At 67.1% G+C, this 23,547-nt stretch carries 21 protein-coding genes; 14 read left to right on the forward strand and 7 right to left on the reverse strand.

The genetic code is table 11. The features are described from left to right. The first annotated feature begins 13 nt into the window (after window positions 1–13). Together G6N67_RS04780 and G6N67_RS04785 are read left to right on the forward strand one after the other, a co-directional pair. Window positions 14–1,399, forward strand: a complete 1,386-nt coding sequence (locus G6N67_RS04780) for a DUF1254 domain-containing protein (RefSeq protein WP_230023649.1) — start codon at window positions 14–16, stop codon at window positions 1,397–1,399. A gap of 24 nt (window positions 1,400–1,423) precedes the next feature. After that, complete coding sequence (locus tag G6N67_RS04785; protein ID WP_073912958.1) at window positions 1,424–1,699, forward strand: hypothetical protein; 276 nt, start codon at window positions 1,424–1,426, stop codon at window positions 1,697–1,699. On the opposite strand, the gene G6N67_RS39620 is transcribed toward G6N67_RS04785, so the two are convergent. Further along, window positions 1,696–2,574, reverse strand: a complete 879-nt coding sequence (locus tag G6N67_RS39620; protein ID WP_407663323.1) for an HNH endonuclease signature motif containing protein — start codon at window positions 2,572–2,574, stop codon at window positions 1,696–1,698. The two genes, G6N67_RS04785 and G6N67_RS39620, sit on opposite strands and share 4 nt — an antisense overlap. Next, window positions 2,531–3,580: a DUF222 domain-containing protein gene (locus G6N67_RS39070; RefSeq protein WP_235684108.1), complete on the reverse strand. Its 1,050-nt coding sequence runs from the start codon at window positions 3,578–3,580 to the stop codon at window positions 2,531–2,533. The genes G6N67_RS39620 and G6N67_RS39070 overlap by 44 nt, the downstream gene beginning before the upstream one ends. Window positions 3,581–3,779: 199 nt before the next feature. On the opposite strand from G6N67_RS39070, the gene G6N67_RS04795 reads away from it, so the two are divergent. The 7 genes from G6N67_RS04795 to G6N67_RS04825 all read left to right on the forward strand — a co-directional run bounded on the left by G6N67_RS04795 (window position 3,780) and on the right by G6N67_RS04825 (window position 9,691). Beyond that, complete coding sequence (locus tag G6N67_RS04795) at window positions 3,780–4,571, forward strand: SDR family oxidoreductase (protein WP_036433842.1); 792 nt, start codon at window positions 3,780–3,782, stop codon at window positions 4,569–4,571. Between the two features lie 8 nt (window positions 4,572–4,579). Continuing rightward, window positions 4,580–5,656 (forward strand): NAD(P)H-dependent amine dehydrogenase family protein, encoded by a 1,077-nt coding sequence (locus G6N67_RS04800; RefSeq protein WP_036433840.1) that lies wholly within the window; start codon window positions 4,580–4,582, stop codon window positions 5,654–5,656. Between the two features lie 22 nt (window positions 5,657–5,678). Beyond that, window positions 5,679–5,936, forward strand: a complete 258-nt coding sequence (locus tag G6N67_RS04805) for a hypothetical protein (protein WP_036433838.1) — start codon at window positions 5,679–5,681, stop codon at window positions 5,934–5,936. A 65-nt stretch (window positions 5,937–6,001) separates the two neighbouring features. Continuing rightward, entirely contained in the window at window positions 6,002–6,238 is a 237-nt protein-coding gene (locus G6N67_RS04810) for a hypothetical protein (RefSeq protein ID WP_036433836.1), read from the forward strand. Between the two features lie 79 nt (window positions 6,239–6,317). Next, on the forward strand, window positions 6,318–7,541 hold the full coding sequence (locus G6N67_RS04815) for an Nramp family divalent metal transporter (protein ID WP_036433834.1): 1,224 nt from the start codon (window positions 6,318–6,320) through the stop codon (window positions 7,539–7,541). Then, window positions 7,542–8,603: a poly-gamma-glutamate hydrolase family protein gene (locus G6N67_RS04820; RefSeq protein ID WP_036433832.1), complete on the forward strand. Its 1,062-nt coding sequence runs from the start codon at window positions 7,542–7,544 to the stop codon at window positions 8,601–8,603. Continuing rightward, a complete protein-coding gene (locus G6N67_RS04825; RefSeq protein ID WP_036433830.1) occupies window positions 8,600–9,691 on the forward strand; it encodes a serine hydrolase domain-containing protein in 1,092 nt (363 codons plus the stop codon). Before G6N67_RS04820 ends, G6N67_RS04825 begins: the two co-directional genes overlap by 4 nt. Window position 9,692: 1 nt before the next feature. Here the strand turns inward: G6N67_RS04825 and G6N67_RS04830 are convergent, their stop codons facing one another. Beyond that, window positions 9,693–10,802, reverse strand: a complete 1,110-nt coding sequence (locus G6N67_RS04830; RefSeq protein WP_036433828.1) for a glutamate--cysteine ligase 2 — start codon at window positions 10,800–10,802, stop codon at window positions 9,693–9,695. 58 nt (window positions 10,803–10,860) lie between these two features. Between G6N67_RS04830 and G6N67_RS04835 the strand changes: the two genes are divergently transcribed. Continuing rightward, window positions 10,861–11,676, forward strand: coding sequence for an LLM class F420-dependent oxidoreductase (locus G6N67_RS04835; protein ID WP_036433827.1), 816 nt, complete (start codon window positions 10,861–10,863; stop codon window positions 11,674–11,676). On the opposite strand, the gene G6N67_RS04840 is transcribed toward G6N67_RS04835, so the two are convergent. Continuing rightward, window positions 11,677–14,358: a molybdopterin-dependent oxidoreductase gene (locus G6N67_RS04840; RefSeq protein ID WP_036433825.1), complete on the reverse strand. Its 2,682-nt coding sequence runs from the start codon at window positions 14,356–14,358 to the stop codon at window positions 11,677–11,679. Further along, complete coding sequence (locus G6N67_RS04845; protein WP_036433823.1) at window positions 14,355–15,161, reverse strand: FAD binding domain-containing protein; 807 nt, start codon at window positions 15,159–15,161, stop codon at window positions 14,355–14,357. The genes G6N67_RS04840 and G6N67_RS04845 overlap by 4 nt, the downstream gene beginning before the upstream one ends. A gap of 85 nt (window positions 15,162–15,246) precedes the next feature. On the opposite strand from G6N67_RS04845, the gene G6N67_RS04850 reads away from it, so the two are divergent. After that, window positions 15,247–16,590 carry a guanine deaminase gene (locus tag G6N67_RS04850; protein ID WP_036433821.1) on the forward strand — a complete coding sequence of 448 codons (1,344 nt, stop codon included), beginning with the start codon at window positions 15,247–15,249 and terminating at the stop codon, window positions 16,588–16,590. Here G6N67_RS04850 and G6N67_RS04855 read toward each other — a convergent pair. Beyond that, window positions 16,574–18,487, reverse strand: coding sequence for a PbuX/PucJ/PucK family nucleobase permease (locus G6N67_RS04855; RefSeq protein ID WP_036433819.1), 1,914 nt, complete (start codon window positions 18,485–18,487; stop codon window positions 16,574–16,576). The genes G6N67_RS04850 and G6N67_RS04855 overlap by 17 nt on opposite strands. 71 nt (window positions 18,488–18,558) lie before the next feature. On the opposite strand from G6N67_RS04855, the gene G6N67_RS04860 reads away from it, so the two are divergent. After that, window positions 18,559–19,518, forward strand: coding sequence for a cation diffusion facilitator family transporter (locus G6N67_RS04860; RefSeq protein WP_036433817.1), 960 nt, complete (start codon window positions 18,559–18,561; stop codon window positions 19,516–19,518). Window positions 19,519–19,629: 111 nt separating this feature from the next. Here G6N67_RS04860 and G6N67_RS04865 read toward each other — a convergent pair whose 3' ends face one another. Beyond that, window positions 19,630–20,532: a LysR family transcriptional regulator gene (locus tag G6N67_RS04865; RefSeq protein ID WP_036435834.1), complete on the reverse strand. Its 903-nt coding sequence runs from the start codon at window positions 20,530–20,532 to the stop codon at window positions 19,630–19,632. 92 nt (window positions 20,533–20,624) lie between these two features. Here G6N67_RS04865 and G6N67_RS04870 point away from each other — a divergent pair, with 92 nt between their 5' ends. Both G6N67_RS04870 and G6N67_RS04875 read left to right on the forward strand, forming a co-directional pair. Continuing rightward, on the forward strand, window positions 20,625–22,910 hold the full coding sequence (locus G6N67_RS04870; protein WP_036433815.1) for an FdhF/YdeP family oxidoreductase: 2,286 nt from the start codon (window positions 20,625–20,627) through the stop codon (window positions 22,908–22,910). After that, window positions 22,910–23,545: a DUF1345 domain-containing protein gene (locus G6N67_RS04875; protein ID WP_036433812.1), complete on the forward strand. Its 636-nt coding sequence runs from the start codon at window positions 22,910–22,912 to the stop codon at window positions 23,543–23,545. The genes G6N67_RS04870 and G6N67_RS04875 overlap by 1 nt, the downstream gene beginning before the upstream one ends. The last annotated feature ends 2 nt before the right edge of the window (window positions 23,546–23,547 follow it).

Genomic DNA, 23,547 nt, shown 5'->3' on the forward strand with positions numbered 1-23,547 from the left:
TGCCGCGCTGGCCGTGCTCGCGACGTCGGCGTGCTCGCCGTCAACGCCGGAGAAGCCCGCCGAATCCGGACAGCTGACGCCCGACGAAGCCAAAGCCATTGCGCTGGATGCCTATGTCTACGGCTACTCGCTTGTCACCGTCGAGATGACGCGCCGCGTGATGACCAATGTCGAGAAGGTGGACGGTCCCCGCGCACCGATGGGTCAGCTGATGCGGATGCGCGAGTACCCCGACGCACAGTTCCGCGACGTCACCGCACCCAACGCAGACACCTTGTACACCAACGGATTTGTCGACGTCAAAGACGAGCCGTGGGTGCTGAGCCTGCCCGACGCTCACGATCGCTACTACCTGTTCCCGATGCTCGACGGCTACACCAACGTGTTCGAAGTTCCCGGCAAACGTACGACCGGCACCGGCCCGCAGACCTACGCGATCACCGGGCCGGGCTGGAAGGGCACCCTGCCGGCAGGCGTGACGGAGTACAAGTCACCGACCTCGACGGTGTGGCTGCTGGGCCGCATCTACTGCACCGGCACGCCGGAGGACTACGCCGCCGTACACAAGATGCAGGACGAGATCTCGCTGGTGCCGTTGAGTTCGTACGGCAAGCCCTACACACCGCCGGCCGGCAAGATCGACCCCGCCATCGACATGAAGACACCGGTCCGCGACCAGGTCAACAACCTGAGCACCGAGGCCTACTTCGATCTGATGGCCGCCTTGATGAAGGACAACCCGCCGACCGAGGCCGACCGGCCGATCGTGGACAAGATGGCGAAGCTCGGCATCGTGCCGGGCGGAAAGTTCGACATCGACAAGCTCGGCTCCGACATCGCGGCGGCCCTGCAGTCGGTGCCTAAGGAGGGCGTCGAGAAGATCTTGGCCCGGTTCAAGGAACTCGACGACATCAACGGCTGGCGCTTCACCACGCAGACCGGGCAGTACGGCACCGATTACCTGCAGCGCGCGATGATCACCTACGTCGGGTTGGGCGCCAATCGGCCGCAGGACGCGATCTATCCGACCTCGGAAGCCGATACCGACGGCAAGGCCTACGACGGCGCCAACAAGTACACGGTGCACTTCGACAAGGACCAATTCCCGCCCGTGAACGGCTTCTGGTCATTGACGATGTACGACGAGGGCTACTTCTTCGTCGACAATCCGCTCAACCGCTACACCCTGAGCCAGCGAAACACCTTTGTCACCAACCCCGACGGGTCGGTCGACCTCTACCTGCAGCACGACAATCCCGGACCGCAGAAGGAAGCCAACTGGCTGCCTGCACCGGCCGGAAAGTTCAACCTCATGCTGCGCCTGTACTGGCCTAAGGAGACGCCGCCGTCAATAATTGACGGTACTTGGAAGCCGCCGGCCATCACGAAAGTCTCTTGACCGCTCGTCCCTGAGGAGAAACCGATGAAGAAACGCACAGCAGCACTGTTGGCCGCCGCGGCGATGACCGGTGCACCCCTTGCCATTGCTCCGCTCGCAGTGGCCCCGACCGCCGGCGCAGACATCTGCGCCGGGGCCGGTGGCCGCCACTTCTCCGCAGGCGGCTGCACCAACATCGCGGGCGACGTCGCGACCGGCGCTGCCATCGCGGCAGCGCACGTCCCCTATGTGCCCGGCGAAATCCCGTGCTACACAGTCGAAGGCGTGCCCTACTTCACCCCGCCGGGCGATCCCTGCTAGTACGGCGGCTTGTCGTGCTGGCCGTTGAGTGCGCGTTCGGCGTGTTTGCGTCGGGCGCGTTGGGTGGCGCGGGTGCGGGTGCGGCGGGGCATGGTGGTGCCGTCGTTGGGGATTCTGGGCCCCGGCGTTGGTAGGGCGGCGGTCGTGGTGTCCCAGTGTGGGAAGAACAGTCCGGCGCCGGGTTTCTTGACGTAGGTCCGGCCGCTGGGGGTGGTCCATTCCACGGTGCCGTCGGGGTACTGTTTGTCGTGCCAGCCGGCCCAGAAGGTCTTGAGCAGATGATGAATCCGGCAGAGACACTTCGTGTTTGACGGGTGCGTGGGGCCACCTGGGTAGGGTTCGGTGTGGTCGACGTCGCAGCGCTCGGCCGGGCGGTCACAGCCGGGGAACATGCACGTCATGTCCCGCATCCGCACCCAGGCGGCCAGTTTCGCCGAGGGCCGATACCGCGGCTCGGGCTCCGCACCGGGCGGGTCGAGGTGTTTGACGGTGGCGCCGGCGGCGATCAGATCGGCCAGCAGCGGGGTGGGAATGACCCCGCCATCGACGACCACCGCGGTCCCCGGCGACCAGGCGGGCGGGACCGGATTCTCGGCCGGGGACGCGGGCGCGCAGGCGGCAGACCCCGCGGGTTCTGCAGTGCCGGCGGGGATTTCGGATCCTGCGGGGACTTCAGGCTCGACGGTGTCGGCAGGCTCCACGGCGGGCTCGGCGCTGTCCATCGGCGTCGCGGTGTGCTCGGCAGGGGCCGCGCTGTCCATCGGCTCCGCGGTGTGCTCGGCAGGGGCCGCACTATCCGGAGGCTCCGCAGCGGGCTCGGCAAGGTCCGCACTATCCGGGGGCTCCGCGCGATCGGCGAGTTCTGTGGTGTCCATGGACTCCGCGGCGGGCTCGGCACATCCGGCCGCATCCGCACACTCCGCGGGCTCGACAGGATCGGCAGCATCGGGCTCGTCGGGTTCTGCCGTGTCGGTGGGGTCGGTGGGGTCGTCGGGTTCTGCCGTGTCGGCCGGGGCCGGGGTGTCCCAGGGGATCGGGTTGGTGTCGTGATCCCCCGGACAGATACCGGTCGGGCTGGGCGGTGAGCGCGTCGGGATCGGCCAGGATGTAGACCACGGTGTGGGCCGCCCGCGCATCGGCCACCCCCGCGGCCGGACACTCCGGGTTCCCACACCGACACGCCAACGCCTCCCCACCAACAGCGATCACCCCCACCGCATCCGAACGACGCTGCCCCAGCGTGCGCGGATCATCGGCACACACCGCACCGATCACGTGCGCCACACGCTTCCTCAGGGCCACCGCATCGGCACGCAACAACCGCCCGAAAAACGCCGTGGTCCCGGTGACGTCATCATCCTTGCCGAAACACACATCCCGCTCGCGGGCCGCCCGCCGGGTGCGGCGCACCGCGCCCGGGTCATGGCGGGTGATCAACGCATCGATGACGCCTTCCAACTTCTCCTTCGACAACACCTCCCACCCCACGGCGCGCTCGGCCAACCCGGCATCGATCGCGGCCAACGCGTCCGGGTCGTCGACCAGGTGGGTGCGCCAGGTGATCGCCGCGACCATGCGGGCACTGAGCGCACCACGGGCGAACAGCGCCGCCACCGCCGGCAGCCGGTCCCGCAGGGCCAGCGCCTTGGTCATCTCCGTCGACGCCGCCCGCTGCCCCACCCCCATCGCCACAGCCACCTCCGCGGCCGCGGCATCCCAGCCATCACACACCCACCACTGCCGCTCATCACCCTCATCCCCCAACCGCCGGTCAGCCAACGCGGCGATCATCGCCAACCGGCGACACGCCGCGGCCGCCTCCGCGCGAGTCTCCGCCTCGATCCCGGCCACCAGGGCCGCATCATCGAGGTCTTCGAACATGTGTTTGATTCTCCCAGCCACCCCCGACCCCGCACCACCCGAAAACCCCAGCCTGGGGATGAAAACCAACCTGGGGACAACGCCCGAAAAATGTCACACCCACGTGGTAGGCGGGCCGAATTAGAACGTGTTTCAGAAAGCCGCCCGCGGACCCATCGCGCACTGCTAGCGTGACCCCGACAAGCCGAATGGAGCACACGTGATTCTGGACAGATTCCGACTCGACGATCAGGTGGCGATCGTCACCGGAGCGGGCCGCGGTTTGGGTGCCGCGATTGCGCTCGCATTCGCCGAAGCCGGTGCGGACGTGGTGATTGCGGCCCGCACCAAGAGCCAACTCGATGACGTGGCCGGGCAGATCCAGGCCGCAGGCCGGCGCGCGCACGTCGTGGTTGCCGATCTCGCCCACCCCGAGGACACCGCGGCACTCGCGGCGGCCGCGAACGAGGCATTCGGCAAACTAGACATCGTCGTCAACAACGTCGGCGGAACTATGCCGAACACGCTGCTGACCACGTCGGCGAAAGATCTCAAGGACGCCTTCACGTTCAACGTCGCCACCGCGCACGCGCTGACGCAGGCGGCCGTCCCGATCATGCTCGAGCACTCCGGCGGCGGCAGCATCATCAACATCACCTCGACCATGGGCCGGCTGGCCGGTCGCGGCTTCGCGGCGTACGGAACCGCGAAGGCAGCCCTCGCGCACTACACGCGCCTGGCGGCACTCGACCTGTGCCCACGCGTTCGGGTCAACGCCATCGCGCCCGGGTCCATCCTCACATCGGCGCTCGACGTGGTCGCATCCAACGACGCCTTGCGGGAGCCGATGGAGAAGGCAACCCCGATGCGCCGACTGGGCGATCCGGTCGACATCGCCGCGGCCGCGGTGTATTTGGCGTCCCCGGCGGGCAGCTACCTGACCGGCAAGACGCTTGAGGTCGACGGCGGCCTGACCATGCCCAACCTCGACCTGCCCATCCCCGACCTGTAAGGAGCAGCATGGCCATCCGAGTCGCCGCGATCGGAACCGGAAACGTGGGCCGGCACGCGCTGACCCAACTCATCACCAATCCCGACTACGAGCTGACCGCGGTATGGGTGTCATCGGACTCCAAAGCCGGCAAGGACGCGGGCGAACTTGCCGGACTTGACGTTTCAACCGGTGTGCTGGCCACGACCGACCTGGACGCCATCCTGGCCGACAAGCCCGACTGTGCGGTCTACACCGCGATGGCCGACAACCGGCTGCCCGACGCACTCGAGGATTACCGACGGCTCTTGGCCGCGGGCGTCAACGTTGTCGGCAGCTCCGCGGTGTTCCTGCAATATCCGTGGCAGGTGCTGCCCGCAGAGCTCGTGGCCCCGATCGAAGAGGCCGCCAAGGCCGGGCAGGCCAGCCTGTTCGTCAACGGCATCGATCCCGGGTTCGCCAATGACCTTCTGCCCCTTGCCCTTGCGGGAACCTGCCAGAGCATTCAGCAGATCCGCTGCATGGAGATCGTCGACTACGCGACGTACGACAGTGCGACGGTGATGTTCGACGTGATGGGCTTCGGCAAGCCCCTCGACGAAACACCGATGCTGCTGCAGCCCGGCGTGCTCAGCCTGGCGTGGGGTTCGGTGGTCCGTCAGCTCGCCGCAGGGCTGGGGATCGAGCTCGACGAGGTGACCGAAACCCACGTGCGCGAGCCCGCTCCCGAGGACTTCGACATCGCGTCCGGCCACATACCCAAAGGAACCACTGCGGCAATGCGATTCGAAGTGCGGGGCATGGTCGACGGTCACCCTGCCGTCGTGCTCGAGCATGTGACGCGGCTGCGCGACGACCTCTGCCCGAGCTGGCCGCAGCCCGCGCAGGAGGGTGGTTCCTACCGGATAGAGCTCACGGGTGAACCGTCGTATGCCCTGGATCTCTGTTTGAGCAGCCCCAACGGCGATCACAACCACGCCGGCCTGGTCGCGACCGCGGCCCGCGTCGTCAACGCCATCCCGGCGGTGGTCGCCGCGGAGCCCGGAATCCGGACCACGCTCGAACTACCACTCGTCACTGGCAGTGGGCTGTACGCTCCCCGATAGGCACCCGCGGAAGGATCCGTCCATGAAGATTCGCTTGACAACACTTGCCGGATGTTTGATCGCCGGCGGCGCAGCGGCAGCGATCGGCATGGCTCCGCTGGCCTCGGCCGAGCCGCCTGCCAATCCGCTGCTCCCGAAGTGCGAAGTCACGGGCGGCAGCTCGATCGAAGGCGGGCAGACGACCGATTGCGCGAGCGAGGGCAACGTCCAGATCGACGCGACGCCGCCTGAGCCCGGTTACGGCATGTTCCCCTGGGACGACGAGTTCTTCGTTCTCTAGAGGATCTTTCCGGCTCTGCCGGAACTACACTTGTTCTCAGCGTTCTACGCACATCGGAGCTCGCCATGAACAAGAAGTTTCGGTTGATCACCGTCCTCCTCGCGACGGTCGGCGCAGCACTGTTCACTGCGCCCGTCACCGCGGCGGTGCCCGGATGTACGCAGACCACTCCGACGACGACGCAGTGCTCCACCAATGGCAGCACTCAGATCGTGACGTCGCCGCCTGCCATCAACTACGGACCGTGGTACGGCCCGTGGGGCGGCGGATGGGGATTCGGGGGAATCGCGATCGGGTGGTGACACCGCCAGTAGCCCGATCCAAAGGTTTCGGCTAACCTAACTTTCCTATTCGTTAATCCGGATCGGAAGCTGGGTTGGTTTGTTAGAAGACACCAGGACACGTTCGTGGCCGAGCTGGCAGCTGCTCGGGCCCGCCTTCGTCGCCGCCATCGCCTACGTCGACCCCGGAAACGTGGCCGCCAACGTCAGCGCGGGCGCCAAGTTCGGATTCCTGCTGGTGTGGGTCATCGTCGTCGCCAACGTCATGGCCGGGCTCGTGCAATATCTCTCGGCCAAACTCGGCCTGGTCACCGGGCACTCACTCCCCGAAGCAGTCGCTGCCCACACCCGCACCCCCAGCCGTATCGCCTACTGGCTGCAGGCCGAATTGGTCGCCATGGCAACAGATCTCGCGGAGGTGGTGGGCGGAGCGATCGCGCTGTACCTGCTGTTCGACCTCCCGCTGTTGCTCGGTGGCGCGATCACTGGAGCGGTGTCCCTGTTGCTGCTGACCGTGCAGAACCGGCGCGGCCAACGGGTCTTCGAACGCGTCATCAGCGGCCTGCTGCTCGTCATCGCGATCGGCTTTCTCACGAGCCTGGTCGTCGAGACTCCCCCGGCCGGCGCGGTCGCCGAAGGACTGATCCCGCGCTTCGAAGGCGCGGAGAGCATCCTGCTGGCGACGGCGATGCTGGGCGCGACGGTCATGCCGCACGCGGTCTACCTGCACTCGGGTCTCGCGCGTGACCGCCACGGCCACCCCGAGGGGCCGCGGCTTCGCATGCTGCTGCGGGTGACCAGGTGGGACGTCGGGCTCGCGATGCTGGTGGCGGGTGCGGTGAACCTCTCCATGCTGCTGGTGGCGGCCACCAATCTGCAGGGCCGCGACAACACCGAGTCGATCGAGGGCGCCCACGCCGCGGTCCGCGACACCCTCGGCCCGACGGTTGCCCTGCTGTTCGCGATAGGCCTGTTGGCCTCGGGTCTCGCCTCGACGTCGGTCGGTGCGTACGCGGGCGCGATGATCATGCAGGGCCTCCTGCGCCGGTCCTACCCGCTGCTGCTGCGCCGCCTGGTCACGCTGATCCCGGCGCTGGCGATCCTGGCAATCGGCGTCGACCCGAGCCGTGCACTGGTGTTGTCCCAGGTGGTGCTGTCCTTCGGGATACCGTTCGCACTCATTCCGCTGGTTCGGCTGACCAGCAACCCGACCCTGATGGGCGACGACACCAACCACCGCATCACCTCGGCATTTGGCTGGTTGGTGGCCGGACTGATTAGTGTGCTGAACGTGGTGCTGATTTATCTGACCGTCACAGGCTGAATGCTTCACCCGTATTTCGCCTACGGATCGAATCTGTGCGTGACACAGATGGCGCAACGCTGCCCGGGCGCCGTCAATCCTCGGCCCGCGCGGCTCGACGGTCACGACTGGCTGATCAACCAGCGCGGTGTCGCCACGGTCGAACCACTCGACGGTTACCAGGTACACGGCGTGTTGTGGCACGTCACCGACCACGACCTGGCCGCGCTCGACAGTGCGGAAGGCGTGCCGGTCCGGTACCGCCGCGATCGCCTGACCGTGCACACCGTGGACGGCCCCGCCCCGGCGTGGGTCTACATCGACCACCGCGTCGACCCCGGACCGCCGCGTCCCGGTTATCTGGAACGGATTCTCGCCGGCGCGACCCATCACGACCTGCCGCACCGCTGGATCGAATTCCTGCGGCGCTGGGATCCGGTGCACTGGCCGCAGCGCGCAGTCTCCTCTGAATCTGCTGCGCCCCAGACATTTTCAGAGTTGCTGAGCCAGCCTGACGTGGTCGAGTCCAGCACGCTGCGTTCGCGGTTCGGGTTCATGGCGATCCACGGCGGCGGCCTGGAGCAGATGACCGATGTGGTGGCCGAACGCGCCGCCGAAGCGTCGGGCGCATCGGTGTACGTCGTGCGTCATCCCGACGGCTACCCGCATCACCTGGCCTCTGCGTACTATCTGCCGACCGAATCGGCACAGCTCGCAACGTTCCTCGACCACGTCGACGCGGTGGTGTCACTGCACGGCTACGGCAGGCTGGGGCGCGGCACACAGTTGCTGGCCGGTGGACGCAACCGGGCGCTGGCCGAACACGTCGCCGAGCACATCACCATCCCGGGCTATCACGTCGTCACCGACCTCGAAGCCATCCCCCGCGAGTTGCGCGGCCAACATCCCGACAATCCCGTCAACCGAGCCAACGGTGTGCAACTGGAGTTGCCGTCCCGCGTGCGCGGACTGAGCCCGCGCAGCCCGCTGCCCGGTGACGACGGGCTTTCCCCCGTGACATCCGCGCTGGTCGACGGGCTGGCGGCAGCCGCACGAAGCTGGGCATTACGCTCGGGCCGGTGACCCGCCTCGCCGCCGGAACCGCCGGAGCCGTTGTCGCCCTCGCCCTCACCGTCGCCGTCCCGGCACGTGCCGATGTCGTCACCGATCTCGACGCCGCGGTCACTGTGCACCACATCCCGGGCGCCATCGCCGTCATCCGCGACGGCGCCACCGTCACCCGCCACACTGCCGGGTTCTCCGACGTCGACACGCAGGCTGGATTCGCACCGGAGACGCACGTTCGCGCGGCGAGCATCACCAAGTCATTCGTCGCGGCGACGGTGCTGCAACTGGTCGCGGAAGGGCGGATCGATCTCGACAGCCCCGTGGAAACGTATCTGCCCGGCCGGGTACACGGCGACGGCATCGACGGCCGTGCCATCACCGTGCGTCAGTTGCTGCGCCACCAGAGCGGCCTGCCCGAATACTTCGACGACGCCGACGAACTCCCCGCCGAGCCGCAGAGCCCCGATCAGATGGTCGATGCCGCACTGGCCAAGCCCGCCCTGTTCGCACCGGGCACCCAGATGCGCTACACCAACACCAATTACATACTGGCCGGGCTGATCATCGAGGCCGTCACGGGGCAACCGGCAGTCGACGAGATCAGCCGGCGAATCCTGCTGCCGCTGGGCCTTTTTCACACCTACTTTCCCGCGCCCGGCGACAACTGGCTGCGGTCGCCGATGGCGCACGGCTACGAGGAGGTCGACGGCGAGCAGGCCGATGTCACCGACTTCCCCGCTTCCGATGCAGGCCTGTCCGGCTCGTTGGTGTCGACGGGTGAGGACACCACAGCGTTCATCACCGCACTGCTCGACGGCCGCGTGGTGCCCCGGGCGCAGCTCGATCAGATGATGGACACCGTGCCGATGCCCGGATCCGACGGCGCGATCGACTACGGGCTGGGCCTGATGAAGATATCCCTGCCGTGTGGCGTCACGGCCTGGGGACATGGCGGCGACATCCCCGGCTACCACAGCTTCATGGCGAAAACGTTTGACGGCCCGGCGATCTCCGTGACCCTCACGCAAGACCCCGATACGGCATCGCCAGCGTCGGATCCACGGATCGCGATGATGGAATCGCTGTACTGCGCGGGCTCGTAGCTCAGTCGAACGTGGTCGTCGCAGTCGCCAGTTCGGCGATGACGTCGGCCACCTCGCGGCGCCGGCGCCATGCCCGGCGCTGCCGGATCGCGCCGTTGCCCTCCTCGGAGATGCGGGCCAGCTCGTCGCGCGCCATGTCGTAGTCCCCCAACTCCTCCAGCGCGGGACGGACGTGTTCGATGAGCCCGGCCAGCAAGACCCGCGTCGGCGCGGTGCCATGGCTGTCCAGCAGATCGATCGCCTCGCCGTCGAGGCCGTCCCGGGCCGCTTTCCAGTGCGCGGCCCGCAATGCACAGTCGGTGAGTGTGGGTGCCGGACGGGTGTTTTCGCCTGCTTCCAGGTCGTGAAGGGCTGTCATGACAACGGCCCGGATCAGGGTCGCCAGCAACACCGTCTCCGCCACCGTGGCAGGGATGTCGGCGACGCGCACCTCGACCGTCGGGAAGTTGGCCGACGGCCGCACGTCCCAATAGATCATGCCGGGGTCGAGCACCGCGCCGGCCTGCAGCAGCATCTCGACCGTGGAGTCGTAGTGCGCGGCCGATTCGAAATACGGCGGTGGCCCGGAACTCGGCCAGCGGGTCCACAGCATGCTGCGGAAGCTCGCGTACCCGCTGTCCGAATTACGGTAGATCGCCGAATTGGCGGTCAGCGCCAGCAACAGGTGGAGGTACGGCCGGATCCGGTTGCTGACCTCGATGGCCGCCTCGCGGCTGGGTACCGCGACGTGCACGTGGCAGCCACAGATGCCTTGCTCGTGGGCGATCATCCCGAACCGGTCGGCGATCTTGCAGTAGCGCGGTGTCGTGGTGACCGGGAACTTGTGCGGCACGGTCGGCGGCAGCGCGACGGCCAGCAGGTGCGCCCGGTTGGCCTCCGCGGCTTCCGTGGCGACCCGCCTGAGCCGGCTCAACTCGGCACGCAGTTCATCGCTCGTGCTCATGACATCGGTCGTGGTCTCGACCTGGCAGCTGGTCAACTCCAGCTGCAATTTGACTCCGCGGGCGGCCGCGTATTCGGCGACCGCTCGGTTGCGGGCGGCGGGTTCGCCGCTGTGCGCGTCGACGAGGAGAAATTCTTCCTCGACCCCCACGGTGGGCAGGCTGGTCATGGCTCAGGATTGCCCGGCGCGCGACCCGCCAAACGTGGCACGTGCCTAGGATCGGATGATGCCCAACGATTTCCGGTTCGGTGTGAGCCTGCGGGCCGCCGAGTCCCAAGCCCAGGTCTCCGACGACGCGCGTCGCGCCGAGGATCTCGGATTCGACGTCATCCACGTGCCCGATCACCTCGGTGCGCCTGCGCCGTTCCCGACGCTGACGACCGCGGCCAATGCCACCAAGACGCTCCGAATCGGCACCTTCGTGCTCAACGCGTGCTTCTACAAGCCGGCGCTGCTGGCCCGCGACGTAGTCGCCTTGCGCGACCTGTCGGGCGGGCGATTGGACCTCGGTCTCGGCGCCGGTTATGTGCGTGAGGAGTTCGAGGCCGCGGAGCTGCCGTTCCCGTCGGCGCGCGAGCGGATCGACTACCTGCGCCGGATGACCGAATATCTGCGTGAGCAGGCGCCCGACGTGCCGATCCTGATCGCCGGCAACGGCGACCGGCTGCTGACGGTGGCCGCCGAGACCGCCGACATCGTCGGGTTGACGGGCGGGGGCGGTGTGGACGGCGACCCGCTCGCCGAGCGGATCGCGTTCCTGCGCACTGCGGCGGGCGACCGGTTCGACGGCCTCGAGCTCAACATCGCGATCACGGCCGTACCCGCACCTGGCGCGGAGCTGCCCGACCTGTCGATCCCGCGGCACTTCCTGCCCCACCTCGACGACGAGCAGCTGCTGCGCCACCCTGGCGTGCTGTCCGGCTCGGTGCCCGCGATGGCCGATCGGATTCGCGAACTGCGGGAGACCTACGGCATCACGTACTTCATCGTGCAGGGCGCACACACCGAGACCTTCGCGAAGGTCATCGCCGAACTGCGCTAGCTAGCTGCTGACCGCGCGCCACACCCTGGCCGGGGTCATCGGCAACCGGTGCAGGCGCGCGCCGCAGGCCCGCGCGATGGCGTTGGCCAGCGCGGGAGCGACCGGGTTGTACGGTGATTCGCTCATCGACTTCGCACCGAGCGGCCCCAGGTCATCGTATGTGTCGGCGAAGTACACCTCGGTGATCGGAATGTCGACGAACTGCGGAATGTGGTAGTTGCGCAACGTCTGGGTCAACACCGTACCGTCCGGCGCGATCTGTATCTCCTCGAACAACGCCGACCCGATCGCCTGTGCGACACCGCCTTCCACCTGGCCGCGGCACTGCTCGGGGTTGATCACCACCCCCGCGTCGGCGGCGTGCACCGATTGCAGGATCCGCACCTCGCCGGTGTCGGTGTTGACCGCGACGCGGAACGCCTGCACGTTGAAGGCCACCGAACGCGGCGTGCCGTCGTGTCGCCCGCGGCCGGTCAGCGACGCCGGCAGCGCACCGAAATCCACCAGGCCGTCGGCACATCGCACGCCGTTGCGTTCCAGCGCGCACTGGGTCGGTGACGTGCCGGTCAGCCCGGCGGCCGCACTCTCCAGCGCCGCACGCAGCTGCCTACACGCCTGCAGCGTGGCCCGGCCCGCGACCACCGTACCGGCCGATCCGAACGCTCCGGTGTCGTAACCCGTTGTTGCTGTGTCTGATTGATGGACGACGATGCGGTCGGCAACGGTGTTGAGCTCATTGGCGGCAAGCTGGGCATGCACCGTCGTGGTGCCATTCCCGAACTCGGCCGTCCCGACATGCAACGTGTACACACCGTCGGGGTCGACCGACACCGACGCTTCGGCGAAATGCCCACGCGGCGGAATCGTCGCGATCATGGCCACGGCCATGCCTTCGCCCACCAGCCAACCTTCGGGCGCGGCAACGCCGTTGCCCCTTCGCAGCGCGGCCTCGGCGAGGTCGAGACACTGGTCGAGCCCGTAGCTGCCGAACGTGAGGTCATCGTCGAGCACATGCGAGTCGACGAACGGATCTCCCGGCACGACGACGTTGCGCCTGCGGAATTCGAACGGGTCCATGCCAAGTTGCTCGGCCAACTCGTCAATCGCGGATTCCACCGCGAACATGACCTGGCCGAGGCCGTAGCCGCGGAACGCACCCGACGGCAGATTGTTGGTGTAAACGGCTTGAGCGTCAACCCTTTTGTTCGCGCAGCGGTACACCGACACCGACTCGCTGCAACCGTGGAACATCACTCCGGGGCTGTGATTGCCGTAGGCGCCGGCATCGACCAGCGCGTCCACTGCCAGCGCGGTCAGTTGCCCCGAGGCATTCGCGGCGACGGTGACGTCGACGCGGAAGGGGTGCCGGCACGGCGCCACGGTGAACTCGTCGCTGCGGCTGAACTCGTAACGGACCGGGGCACCGCACCGCAACACGGCCAGCGCCACGAGATCCTCCACGAGCATCTCCTGTTTGCCGCCGAAGCCCCCGCCCAGGCGTCGGGTGAAGACATGTACGTCGTCGCGGGCCAGGCCGAAAATGTGACAGAGCTCGTCGCGAACCAGGAACGGCACCTGAGAGCTGGTGCGAATCACAAGGCGGCCCAAGCTGTCCCGCCAGCCTGTGCAACCATGTGTCTCGAGGTGCGCGTGCTGCACCCGTTGGGTCTGCCAGCGGCCTCGGACCACGGTGTCGGCGGCGGCGATTCCCGCGGTGACGTCGCCCACCTCACCGTGGAGTTCTGCGACGAGGTTGCGTGCCGGGTCGGCGATCCGCGAGTCCGGTCCCTTGTCGCCGTGCACCAGCGGTGCGCCGGGACGCGATGCGGCCTCGGGATCGAACACCGTTGGCAAGGGCTCGAAGTCGACGACGATGGCCCGGCAAGCCTGCTCGGCCACCGCGATGCTGTCGGCGACGACCGCGGCGACGCGCTGGCCGACGAACCGGACAGTGTCGTCGAGGATCACGGTGTCGTCGGGATCGTCCTCCCGGAGTTCGTGCCGGGCCGTCGAGAACGCCATCGGTGGGCTGTCCCGGTGGGTCAGCACCAGGCGTACGCCTGGAATCGCTTCTGCCGCAGACGTATCGATCGACCGGATGCGGGCGTGTGGCACCGGGCTCGGCAGGACAGCCATGTGCAGCAGGCCAGCGGGCTCGTCGTCCATGGTGTATTCCTCGGTACCGGTCACCACTCGCATGGCCGCCGGCGCGCCGATCGAGCGGCCCGCGTCACGGCCGTCGGACTTCTCGATGTTGGTCACGCCGGACAGCGCGTCGCCGATCGCGCGGTAGCCGGTACACCGGCACAGGTTGCCCTTCAACTGCTGAGGCAGATCAGCAAGCTGGTCCTCGGTGAAGGTCGACGCCGTCGTGACCATGCCGGCTGTGCAGAAGCCGCACTGGAATCCCGCGGCGTCGACGAACCGGCGCTGGACAGGGTGCAAGTCATCGGGCGTGCCCAGACCGGCGACGGTGGTGACCGTGTGCCCGTCAGCGCGAAACGCCGGATACACGCACGAGTGCACGGCGGTGCCGTCGACCAGCACCGAGCATGCGCCGCAGTCCCCGGCGTCGCAGCCCTTCTTGACCTCGAAGTGGCCGTGTTCCCGCAGGAACGTGCGCAGGCACTGCCCGGGACGGGGATTGTCCTGCCAGGTATGGCCGTTGACGGTGAAGCTCATGTCAGCTCGGCCCTGACCTCGTCGACGAGCACCGAAGTGACCGCCTTGCGCCAGTCGGGGTCGCCGTGCGCATCGCGCGTCCACGCGTCGTCCGGGATGCCTGCCAGGGCACCCCGTACCTCGTCGGCCGACGGCATGCCCGGAAATCGGAACACGTACGGCCGCACCGTCGCCGCGGTCACCGACAGCACGAACTGTCCAGTGTCGCGGCGGCCTATCACGACGACGCCGGACCGGCCAAGCGTTGACGGGGCGAGCTTGCGAAACGCCGTGCGGGCCCGCATCGCCTCGGCAGGCAGGTGGATCGAGCGCAGCACGTCAGCGGGCGCCATGACGTTGGTGCCCTCCCCCGTGACGAACTCCGCGACAGGCACGGTGTATTCGGTGCCGTCGGCACGCCAGACCGTGGCGGTTCCGTCGAGGGCGGTTGCCATCGAGATCATCGCGCCGGCGGGGAACGACAGGCAGATGTTGCCGCCCACGGTCGCGGTGGCCCAGATCTTGGCCGACGCGAGCAGCGCTGTGCAGCACTGGCGCAGCAGCACTGCCGCAGGCCATTCACTGGTCGTCGACAGGCGGGCCAGCTCGGCCAGCGTGCAGGTCGCGGCGAGCTCGATTCCACTGGCGTCCACCTCGATTGGCTGCCAGCCCAGGCGCGTGATGTCGACCAGCCTGCGCAGCCCGACCTGCGGCTCGGAGAACAACCAGGTGCCGCCGGCCAGGATCGCATCGGATGGACCGAGCGGCCACAACTCGTCGCGGCGAGTCGGCACGCTCACCATCTCGACGGTGTTCAGGTCCACTCATCGACGGTAATCGCCGGTGCGGGCGCCTGCATGCCAAAGCGGCCGAACTGCGGACCGGCGCATCGGCTGTGACAATCGGCAGATGCGTGCCTATCGCGGTCACCTCATCCACATTGCCGGGGCGCCGCGGCTCGCGCAGGCCCACGAACACCTGGTGAGCGAGCCGGACGGGGTGCTCGTCGTCGATGAGTCCGGCTTCATCGTGTACAGCGGCGACCACGCGCAGTTGCCTGCCGACCTGGCTCACGCACAGGTCGTCGACACGCGACCGGCATTCCTGCTGCCCGGCTTCATCGATACCCACATCCACTTCCCGCAGACTCACTGCACCGATTCCTATGGCGGCGGTCAACTGCTGAACTGGCTGCAGCAGTGCATCTTCCCCGCGGAAGCGGGGCTCGCCGACCCGCAGTACGCACGACAAGTCGCCCGGGACTTCTGCGCTCGCCGTGTCGATGTCGGCACCACAACGGCGCTCGTATTCGGTTCGGCATTCCCCGATGCCCAGGACGCGCTGTTCGAGGAATCGTTACGGGTCGGCCTGCGGACGGTCTCTGGCCGCGGCATCCAGACCGTCGGACCGGACTCCGCGGCACGGTTGCTGACCGACGAGCAGACGGCAATCACACTGACCCAGCACGAGATCGAACGGTGGCACGCCGCGGACACCGGCGATCCGGCGACCGCGCTCGTCCACACGGCCATCGTGCCCCGATTCGCGCTGTCGGTCACCGCAAGCACGCTGCACGCGCTGGGTGAACTCTATGATTCGGTCCGCAGCGATGGGGTCTACTTCCACAGCCACCTGTCGGAGAACACCAGCGAAATCGCCTCGGTGCATTCCAGTTACGGTGTCGAGCACTATCTGGACACCTACGACGGTCCGTACTCGCTGCTGGGCCGTCGCAGCGTGCTCGCACATGCCGTGCACTGCACCGACTACGAGTTGAGCCGCATGGCCGACACGGGCACGTCGATCGCGCACTGCCCGACGTCACAACTGTTTCTCGGCTCCGGCACGATGCCGTGGGGACGGACCACCGCCGCCGGCGTGAACGTGGCGCTGGGCAGCGACATCGCGGCCGGTGACGAATGGCTGCTGCCCCGTGTCCTCAACGACTGTTTCAAGGTGCACATCAGCGAACCCGCCGCGCTCTCGGTGCCCCCGGCCGACCTGTTGTTCACCGCGACGCTGGCCGGGGCCCGGGCGTTGGACATCGAGGATCGGGTGGGCAATCTCGACGTGGGCAAGGAGGCCGATTTCGTGGTCGTCGACCCCCAGCACCAGCCGCTGCTGCCGGAGATCCTCGCTCAGGTCGACACGCATGACGCCGACCGCTTGCTGTTCACGCTGCTGATGGGCATGCGGGAGAGCGCCGTCACGCAGGTGTATGTGCGGGGCCGTCGCCTCACCGCGGCCCGGTGAGCTCGTTGAACTTGCCGAACCGGGCCGCCGCGACCGGGTTGGCGTCGGCCACCAGGTCGCTGAATCGGTAGTTCGCGATCTTGGCGATCTCGATTAGCGCGAACGCCTTTTCCGCCGCAGGCGAATTGTCCATGCGCGACCATCCGTTCTTCAGCACCCGGTCGAAACGCTCGGTCTCCCGGGCGCAGATCACCAGCGGGAATCCGAAATGGTCGCGATACGCGGTGGCCAGTTCGACGACGTCGTCGTGGTCATCGTCGCTCAGGTTGCTCAGCGCGACGTGGTCGACCGCGAGTACGTGCCCGTTCTCGTCCTCGGCGCCCAGATCGGGAAAGGCCTGGAGGAGTTCGACGTGCTGCTCCGGAGACCCGGTCAGCACCGCATCCTGAAAGGCCTCACGCAGCGCCGCGGTGTCGGCGTACGGCCGCTGCGCGAAGGCCCGTTCGACCGCCCACGGCACACCCTGGACCACATGTCCGAACACCTCGGTGAACCGTTCTCGGGTCATCGCGTTGACCTCGTCGAGGGTGATCGAGCCGCCCCCGGCCACGCGGGGCCCGCGCGAACCGGTGTGGAAGAACACGACATTCAGCAGGATCGCGGCGACGGCTCCGATGCTGATACCGCTGCCGAACAGCAGGTCGATACCCGACGGCATGGCCTTGGCCACGTCGGGATACGACGTGACCCACAGTGCCAGGGCAAAACTCGTCGTCACGATGATCAGGTTGCGGTGGTCGGTGAAATCGACCTTGCCCAAGGTTTGGATGCCCACCACGGCCACGGTGGCGAACAGCGTCAGCGCCGCCCCGCCGAGGACGGGGTTGGGAATCGACGACACCACGGCAGCGACCTTCGGCAGGAACCCGAGCAGGATCATGATGGTGCCGGCGGCCGCCACCACCCAGCGGCTCTTGACCCCGGTGAGCCGGACCAGCCCCACGTTCTCCGAAAATGCCGTGTAGGGAAACGAATTGAACACCCCGCCGATGACGGTGGCCAGGCCGTCGGCGCGGAGCACATTGCCGATATCGGAGGGTTTGACCCGCTTGCCGACGATCTCGCCCGTGGCGATGGTCGATCCCGTCGATTCCACCGCGGTGATCATCAACACGATGATCATGGTGAGGCACGCGACGAAGTCGAACTTGGGCATGCCGAACAGGAATGGCTGGGTGAATCCGAACGTCGACGCCTCAGCCACCTTGTCGAAGTCCATGTCGCCCAAGAGGTAAGCCACCACACAGCCGATCACCAGGCCGAGCAGCACCGCGATGGTCGCCAGGAAGCCGCGGAACAAGCGCTGCATCGCGACGATGATCGCGATGGTGCCAAGCGCGTAGAGAAACCACCGGACGTTGCCTGCGTCGATCTCGCCGGTGTGCGGGTTGGTGACGGCGTCGTGCGCGCCCACCGGCACCAGGCACAGCCCGATGATCGTGATGAGGGTGCCCGTGACCACCGGCGGGAAGAACCGCAGCAGCCTGATGAAGATCGGGGCGATGAGGAACGTGAAAACCCCGGCGACGATCACCGCTCCGTAGACGTAGAGCAGGCTCGCGCCGCCACCGCCATGGGCCAACCCGATCGCGATGATCGGCGATACGCCCGCGAACGTCACACCTTGTAGCAGCGGCAGCCGTACCCCGATCTTCCGGAAGCCGACGGCCTGGATGATCGACGCGATGCCGCAGGTGAACAGGTCCGCGGTGATGAGCTTGACCAGATCTGCCTGTGGCAGGTCGATGGCCCCGGCAATGATGATGGGCACCAGGACGGCGCCTGCGTAGAACGCGACGACGTGCTGGAGCCCGTAGGTCGCGAGCTTGCCGATGGGCAGCACCTCGTCGACGGGGTGCATGCGCCGCTTCTGCTTGCGGATGGTCGGAGCCGCCATCGGTCAAGAATCCGACAGCTTGGGTGTTTTCCTGTGACGTCCGCGTTTCGCCCACGTTTAGTGTTCGCGGTATGAGCAAGGAAAACGAGAGTTTCCTTACCGTCGTCATCGCGCTGGGTGCCAACGCGTTGATCGCGGCCGCCAAGACCCTCGCCGCCGTGGTGACCGGGAGCGCGTCGATGCTGGCGGAGTCCGCGCATTCCTGGGCCGACACCGGCAACGAGATCTTTCTCCTGATCGGCACGCGCAAATCGAACAAGCCCGCGGACGCGCAACATCGGCTTGGATACGGCCGGGCCGGTTACATCTGGTCGATGTTCGCGGCGTTCGGGTTGTTCACCGTCGGCGCGGTGGTGTCGATCTGGCATGGGATCCAGTCGCTGGGCGGCGAGGCCGAAGCGACGTCGTACGGCTGGGCATATGCGGTGCTGGCGGTGTCGTTCGTGTTGGAGGGAACGTCGTTCCTGCAGGCGTTTTCCCAGACCCGCTCGGGCGCGGTGCAGCGGCGGATCCACCCGCTGCGCTACATCCGGGTGACGTCGAATCCGATGCTGCGTGCGGTGTTCGCCGAGGATCTCTCAGCACTGATCGGCATCGTGATCGCGACCTGCGGCATCCTGGCCCACCAGCTCACCGGCAACGCGATCTGGGACGCGATCGGCTCGATCCTGGTCGGTGTCCTGCTCGGCGGTGTCGCGCTGTTCCTCATCGGACGCAACATGGACTTTCTCACCGGTGAGGCCGTCACTCCGCTCGCCCGCAACAGCGCGTTGAGCGCGCTGCTCGACCACAGCGAGATCGAACGCGTCAGCTATCTGCACATGGAGTGGGTCGGTGCGGACCGCATCTACCTCGTCGCAGCAGTCGACCTCATCGGCGATGCGGCCGAATCCAACGTCGCCGAGCGCCTCAACACCGTGGCCGACGCGTTGCAGGAGCGTCCCGAGATCGTGCGGGCCGTGCTGACGCTCACGCGGCCGGGCGACACCACCGATCTGCGCCCCGGTGAGCTTCCGGACTGGTATCGCTGAGTGCTCCGTCGTCACAGTGGTCACATGCGTCGCTGTCAGGAGCGGACTGTGGTTGTGCCGGGCTGAACGACACCCTGCCGCCGCGAGTGACTGCTGAGGCACATGTGAAACCTAGGCGGACTCCACCGTTATGCGCGCATTCCGAGCGGTCTTGACCAGGGCACGCGCCAACACCGAGCCGGGTTCTGCCGCACTGGTGACGAGCGCGACCGTCGCCGTCACCGCTGGGTCGTCCAACGGCACCACCCGCACCCCGGCCGGTGGGCGCAGCGTGCGCAGCCAGGTCTGGGGCACGATGCTGGCCCATCGACCGGTGCTGACGTGGGCCAGCAACGAGACGACGGAATCGGCCTCGAGCCGCGGCGTCGGGGTGAGGCCGTGGCCGGCCAGGGCGGCGTCGAGAAGTTGGCGGCCCCGCATGCCCGTGTTCAGCAGGCACAGCGGCAGGTCCAGCGCGTCGGCCCAGGTGAGCGGATCTGGTTGGCTCGTGAGCAATTCCGCGCTCGCGAGCAGAACCTGACGTTCCTGATACAGCGGCGTAACGAGCAGATCGGCGGTGTTCTGACCGTCGGGATAGATGATGCCGGCGTCGAGTTCGAAGCGGCGGATGCGTTCGACGATGCCGGCCGAGCGCAGACTGCTCTCCAATTGCACACGGACCAAAGGATGTTCGTTGCAGAACGGGTCGGTGAGCAATGCCACCGTGCTGGACGCCGCGGGGATCACCCCGAGGCGCAGCTCACCGGTCAGACCGGTCTGCAGCGCGGTGACCTCGTGGATGAGGGCGTCATGGTCGGCCAGGATGCGCCGGGCCCACAGCACGAGCCGCTCGCCTTCCGGGGTCAGGCCGTCGAAACTCTTCCCCCGCCGCACCAACGGCACTTTCAGTTCGTTCTCCAACTTGCGGATGGCCTCCGACAGCGCGGGCTGCGACACGTAACAGGCCGCGGCAGCACGGGCAAAGTGCTTCTCGCGTGCGAGGGCCACGAAGTATTCGAGCTGGCGAAAGAGCATGAACCATTCGACCACGCGCGATAGGCGTCGCCTATCAGGCTTTCGGAAATTCCCCTTGGACTGCGTCATCGCGGGACGCGCAAACTTGGTCCATGACCGACCGGAGCACCGAACAGCACACCGAATACGAACCGGAATTTCATCCCTATCACCACCCGGCCGCCGGTTGGGGCGCAGCCAAGAGCGTCACCAAATTCCTGATCCGGGAACGCGAACCCATCGACGGGCCGCGCGCGATCATGAAGATGAACCACGAGGACGGTGGCTTCGACTGCCCGGGTTGCGCGTGGCCCGACGACATGAAGGGTCTCAAACTCGACATCTGCGAGAACGGCATCAAACACGTCACGTGGGAGATGACACACAAGCGCGTCGGCCCCGATTTCTTTGCCCAGCACACGGTTTCAGAGCTGGCCACCTGGAGCGACTTCGCGCTCGAGGACCAGGGCCGGCTCACCGAGCCGATGGTCTACAACGCCGAGACCGACCACTACGAGCCGATCAGCTGGGCCGACGCCTTCGCCCTGGCCGGCCGGGCCCTCGCCGAACTCGATGATCCGAACCAGGCCTCGTTCTACACATCGGGGCGCCTTGGCAACGAGGCCACGTTCCTCTACCAGCTGATGGCGCGCGAGCTGGGCACCAACAATCTGCCGGACTGCTCGAACATGTGTCACGAGGCCAGCGGCCGAGCTCTGCAGGCAGCGCTGGGAACCGGCAAGGGCACCGTCGATCTCGAAGACTGGGAAACCGCCGACGCGTTGTTCATCATCGGTGTCAACGCCGCGTCCAACGCGCCGCGCATGCTCACCGCGCTGTCCGAGGCCTATCGCCGGGGAGCGCAGATCGTGCACATCAACCCGCTGGTGGAAGCCGGAGCGACGCGCACCATCATTCCGCACGACTTCCTGCGGATGGCCACGTTCCACTCGACCAAGACCAGCACGCTCAACCTGCAACCGCGGATCGGCGGGGACATGGCGCTGCTACGCGGGATGGCGAAAGCGATTCTGGAGCAGGCGGAAACCGACCCCAAGGCACTCGATGCGGAGTTCATCGACCGCTACACCGTCGGGTTCGAGAACTACCGCGCGGTGTGCGACGCGACCTCGTGGGACGAGATCGAATACAAGTCCGGGGTGAGCGAGAAAGACATCCGCAAGGCCGCCAAGATCTACCGCGATTCGGACCGCAGCATCATCAGCTGGTGCCTGGGCGTGACACAGCACGAGCACGGTGTCGACAGCGTGCGCGAGATCGTCAATCTTCTTCTGCTGCGCGGTAACCTGGGCCGCGAGGGGGCCGGGCCGTCGCCCGTGCGCGGCCACAGCAATGTGCAGGGCAACCGCACGTGCGGCATCGACCACCGGCCGACCGCGGCGTTCCTCGACCGGCTCGCCGAGGTGTGCGGCATCGACCCGCCGCGTGAGCACGGGCTCGACACCGTCAACACCATCGAGGCCATGCACCGCGGCGAGGTCAAGGTGTTCGTCGGTATGGGCGGCAATTTTGCCGCCGCCGCACCCGACACCGCGTACACGTACGCCGGTCTGCAGAAGGTCGACCTCACCGTGCAGGTCAGCACCAAACTGAACCGCAGCCACGTGATCCACGGCCGTCGCGCCCTGATCCTGCCGTGCTTGGGCCGCACCGAGAAGGACCACCAGAAGGCCGGGATCCAGTCGACGTCGGTCGAGGATTCCATGAGCATGGTGCACCTGTCGGTCGGCATGAAGAAGCCTGCCTCACCGCATCTGATGTCCGAGCCGGCGATCATCGCCGGGATCGCGCAGGCCGCGCTGCCCGCCAGCCCCACCCCGTGGCGCTGGTACGTCGAGGATTACGACCGGATCCGCGACACGATGGCCAAGGTGCTCAACGGCTTCGAGGACTTCAACCGCAGGGTCCGGCTGCCGCTGGGCTTCCGCATCAAACAGCCTGCGCGGGAACTGATCTTCCTCACCGAGTCCGGGAAAGCCGAGTTCTCGGCGGCCACTCTGCCCGACGACAGCGTCGCCGAAGACACCCTGATCCTGGCGACGCTGCGCTCACACGACCAGTGGAACACCACGATCTACTCCGACAACGATCGCTACCGCGGGATCAAGAACCTGCGCACACTGGTGTTCATGAATGCTCAAGACATGGCCGACCGGGGAATCGAGGAGTTCGACGACGTGGACATCGTCGCGACCGCTCGGGACGGCAGCGTCCGCTCATTGCACCGGTACAAGGCGATTCCGTACGGCATCCCCCGCGGCTGCGCGGCCGGCTATATGCCGGAGATGAACGTGCTGTGCGCCATCGGCGATTACAGCACCCAGAGCGACCAGCCCATCATGAAGAACGTCCACGTCACCGTGACCCGCTCAGCCTGATGCGCGCGCCCTGGTTGCTCTCGGCCGTCACCCGGCTCGCCGGTTCAGTGGTCATCGGCACAGTCGTCGGAACCGTCACCGGCACCCTCACCGACACGTCGCTCGGCATCCTGGTCGGCATCGCCTGCACCGGACTGGTGCACGTCGCGGGCGGGTGGGTTCTGCTGTGGCCCATGGACGCCGAGGCCACCCACCGCCATGCCCACCAGGAAGCATTCAACCCGGTGGTCGAGGAGCTCGTGATCGTGGCGGCCGCGGTGGCCGCACTGGTCAGCATCGTGGTGCTGCTCATCCGCGGTGGCTCGCACAGCGATCCGACCGCCGCGACCGCCGCGTTGGCCGGCGTGTTCATGGCCTGGGCGGGCATGCACCTGATGTACGCCGCGCGCTACGCGTACCTCTACTACACGCCGAAAGCCGGTGGTATCGACTTCAATTCCGACGATCCGCCGGCGTTCCGGGACTTCTTCTACTTCAGCTACAACCTGGGCATGACATATCAGGTGTCCGACACCAGCGTCTCGGATCCGCTGATTCGCGCCGTCGCGTTGCGGCACTGCCTACTGTCGTATGTGTTCGGCACCGTGATCCTGGCCACCACCATCAACCTCGTCGCCGGGATCGTCACCAGCTGACA

This window comes from Mycolicibacterium mageritense (genome assembly GCF_010727475.1).
GTDB classification, from domain to species: Bacteria; Actinomycetota; Actinomycetes; order Mycobacteriales; family Mycobacteriaceae; genus Mycobacterium; species Mycobacterium mageritense.

What these genes read in the sequence shown, in the direction of transcription:
- G6N67_RS04875 (WP_036433812.1), top strand. Translation starts at nt 22,910, where the DNA reads ATGCGCGCGCCCTGGTTGCTCTCGGCCGTCACCCGGCTCGCCGGTTCA.
- G6N67_RS04850 (WP_036433821.1), top strand. Translation starts at nt 15,247, where the DNA reads ATGCGTGCCTATCGCGGTCACCTCATCCACATTGCCGGGGCGCCGCGG.
- G6N67_RS04820 (WP_036433832.1), top strand. Translation starts at nt 7,542, where the DNA reads ATGCTTCACCCGTATTTCGCCTACGGATCGAATCTGTGCGTGACACAG.
- G6N67_RS04810 (WP_036433836.1), top strand. Translation starts at nt 6,002, where the DNA reads ATGAACAAGAAGTTTCGGTTGATCACCGTCCTCCTCGCGACGGTCGGC.
- G6N67_RS04860 (WP_036433817.1), top strand. Translation starts at nt 18,559, where the DNA reads ATGAGCAAGGAAAACGAGAGTTTCCTTACCGTCGTCATCGCGCTGGGT.
- G6N67_RS04830 (WP_036433828.1), bottom strand. Translation starts at nt 10,802, where the DNA reads ATGACCAGCCTGCCCACCGTGGGGGTCGAGGAAGAATTTCTCCTCGTC.
- G6N67_RS04805 (WP_036433838.1), top strand. Translation starts at nt 5,679, where the DNA reads ATGAAGATTCGCTTGACAACACTTGCCGGATGTTTGATCGCCGGCGGC.
- G6N67_RS04865 (WP_036435834.1), bottom strand. Translation starts at nt 20,532, where the DNA reads ATGCTCTTTCGCCAGCTCGAATACTTCGTGGCCCTCGCACGCGAGAAG.
- G6N67_RS04785 (WP_073912958.1), top strand. Translation starts at nt 1,424, where the DNA reads ATGAAGAAACGCACAGCAGCACTGTTGGCCGCCGCGGCGATGACCGGT.
- G6N67_RS39620 (WP_407663323.1), bottom strand. Translation starts at nt 2,574, where the DNA reads ATGGACACCACAGAACTCGCCGATCGCGCGGAGCCCCCGGATAGTGCG.
- G6N67_RS04840 (WP_036433825.1), bottom strand. Translation starts at nt 14,358, where the DNA reads ATGAGCTTCACCGTCAACGGCCATACCTGGCAGGACAATCCCCGTCCC.
- G6N67_RS39070 (WP_235684108.1), bottom strand. Translation starts at nt 3,580, where the DNA reads ATGTTCGAAGACCTCGATGATGCGGCCCTGGTGGCCGGGATCGAGGCG.
- G6N67_RS04800 (WP_036433840.1), top strand. Translation starts at nt 4,580, where the DNA reads ATGGCCATCCGAGTCGCCGCGATCGGAACCGGAAACGTGGGCCGGCAC.
- G6N67_RS04870 (WP_036433815.1), top strand. Translation starts at nt 20,625, where the DNA reads ATGACCGACCGGAGCACCGAACAGCACACCGAATACGAACCGGAATTT.
- G6N67_RS04855 (WP_036433819.1), bottom strand. Translation starts at nt 18,487, where the DNA reads ATGGCGGCTCCGACCATCCGCAAGCAGAAGCGGCGCATGCACCCCGTC.
- G6N67_RS04835 (WP_036433827.1), top strand. Translation starts at nt 10,861, where the DNA reads ATGCCCAACGATTTCCGGTTCGGTGTGAGCCTGCGGGCCGCCGAGTCC.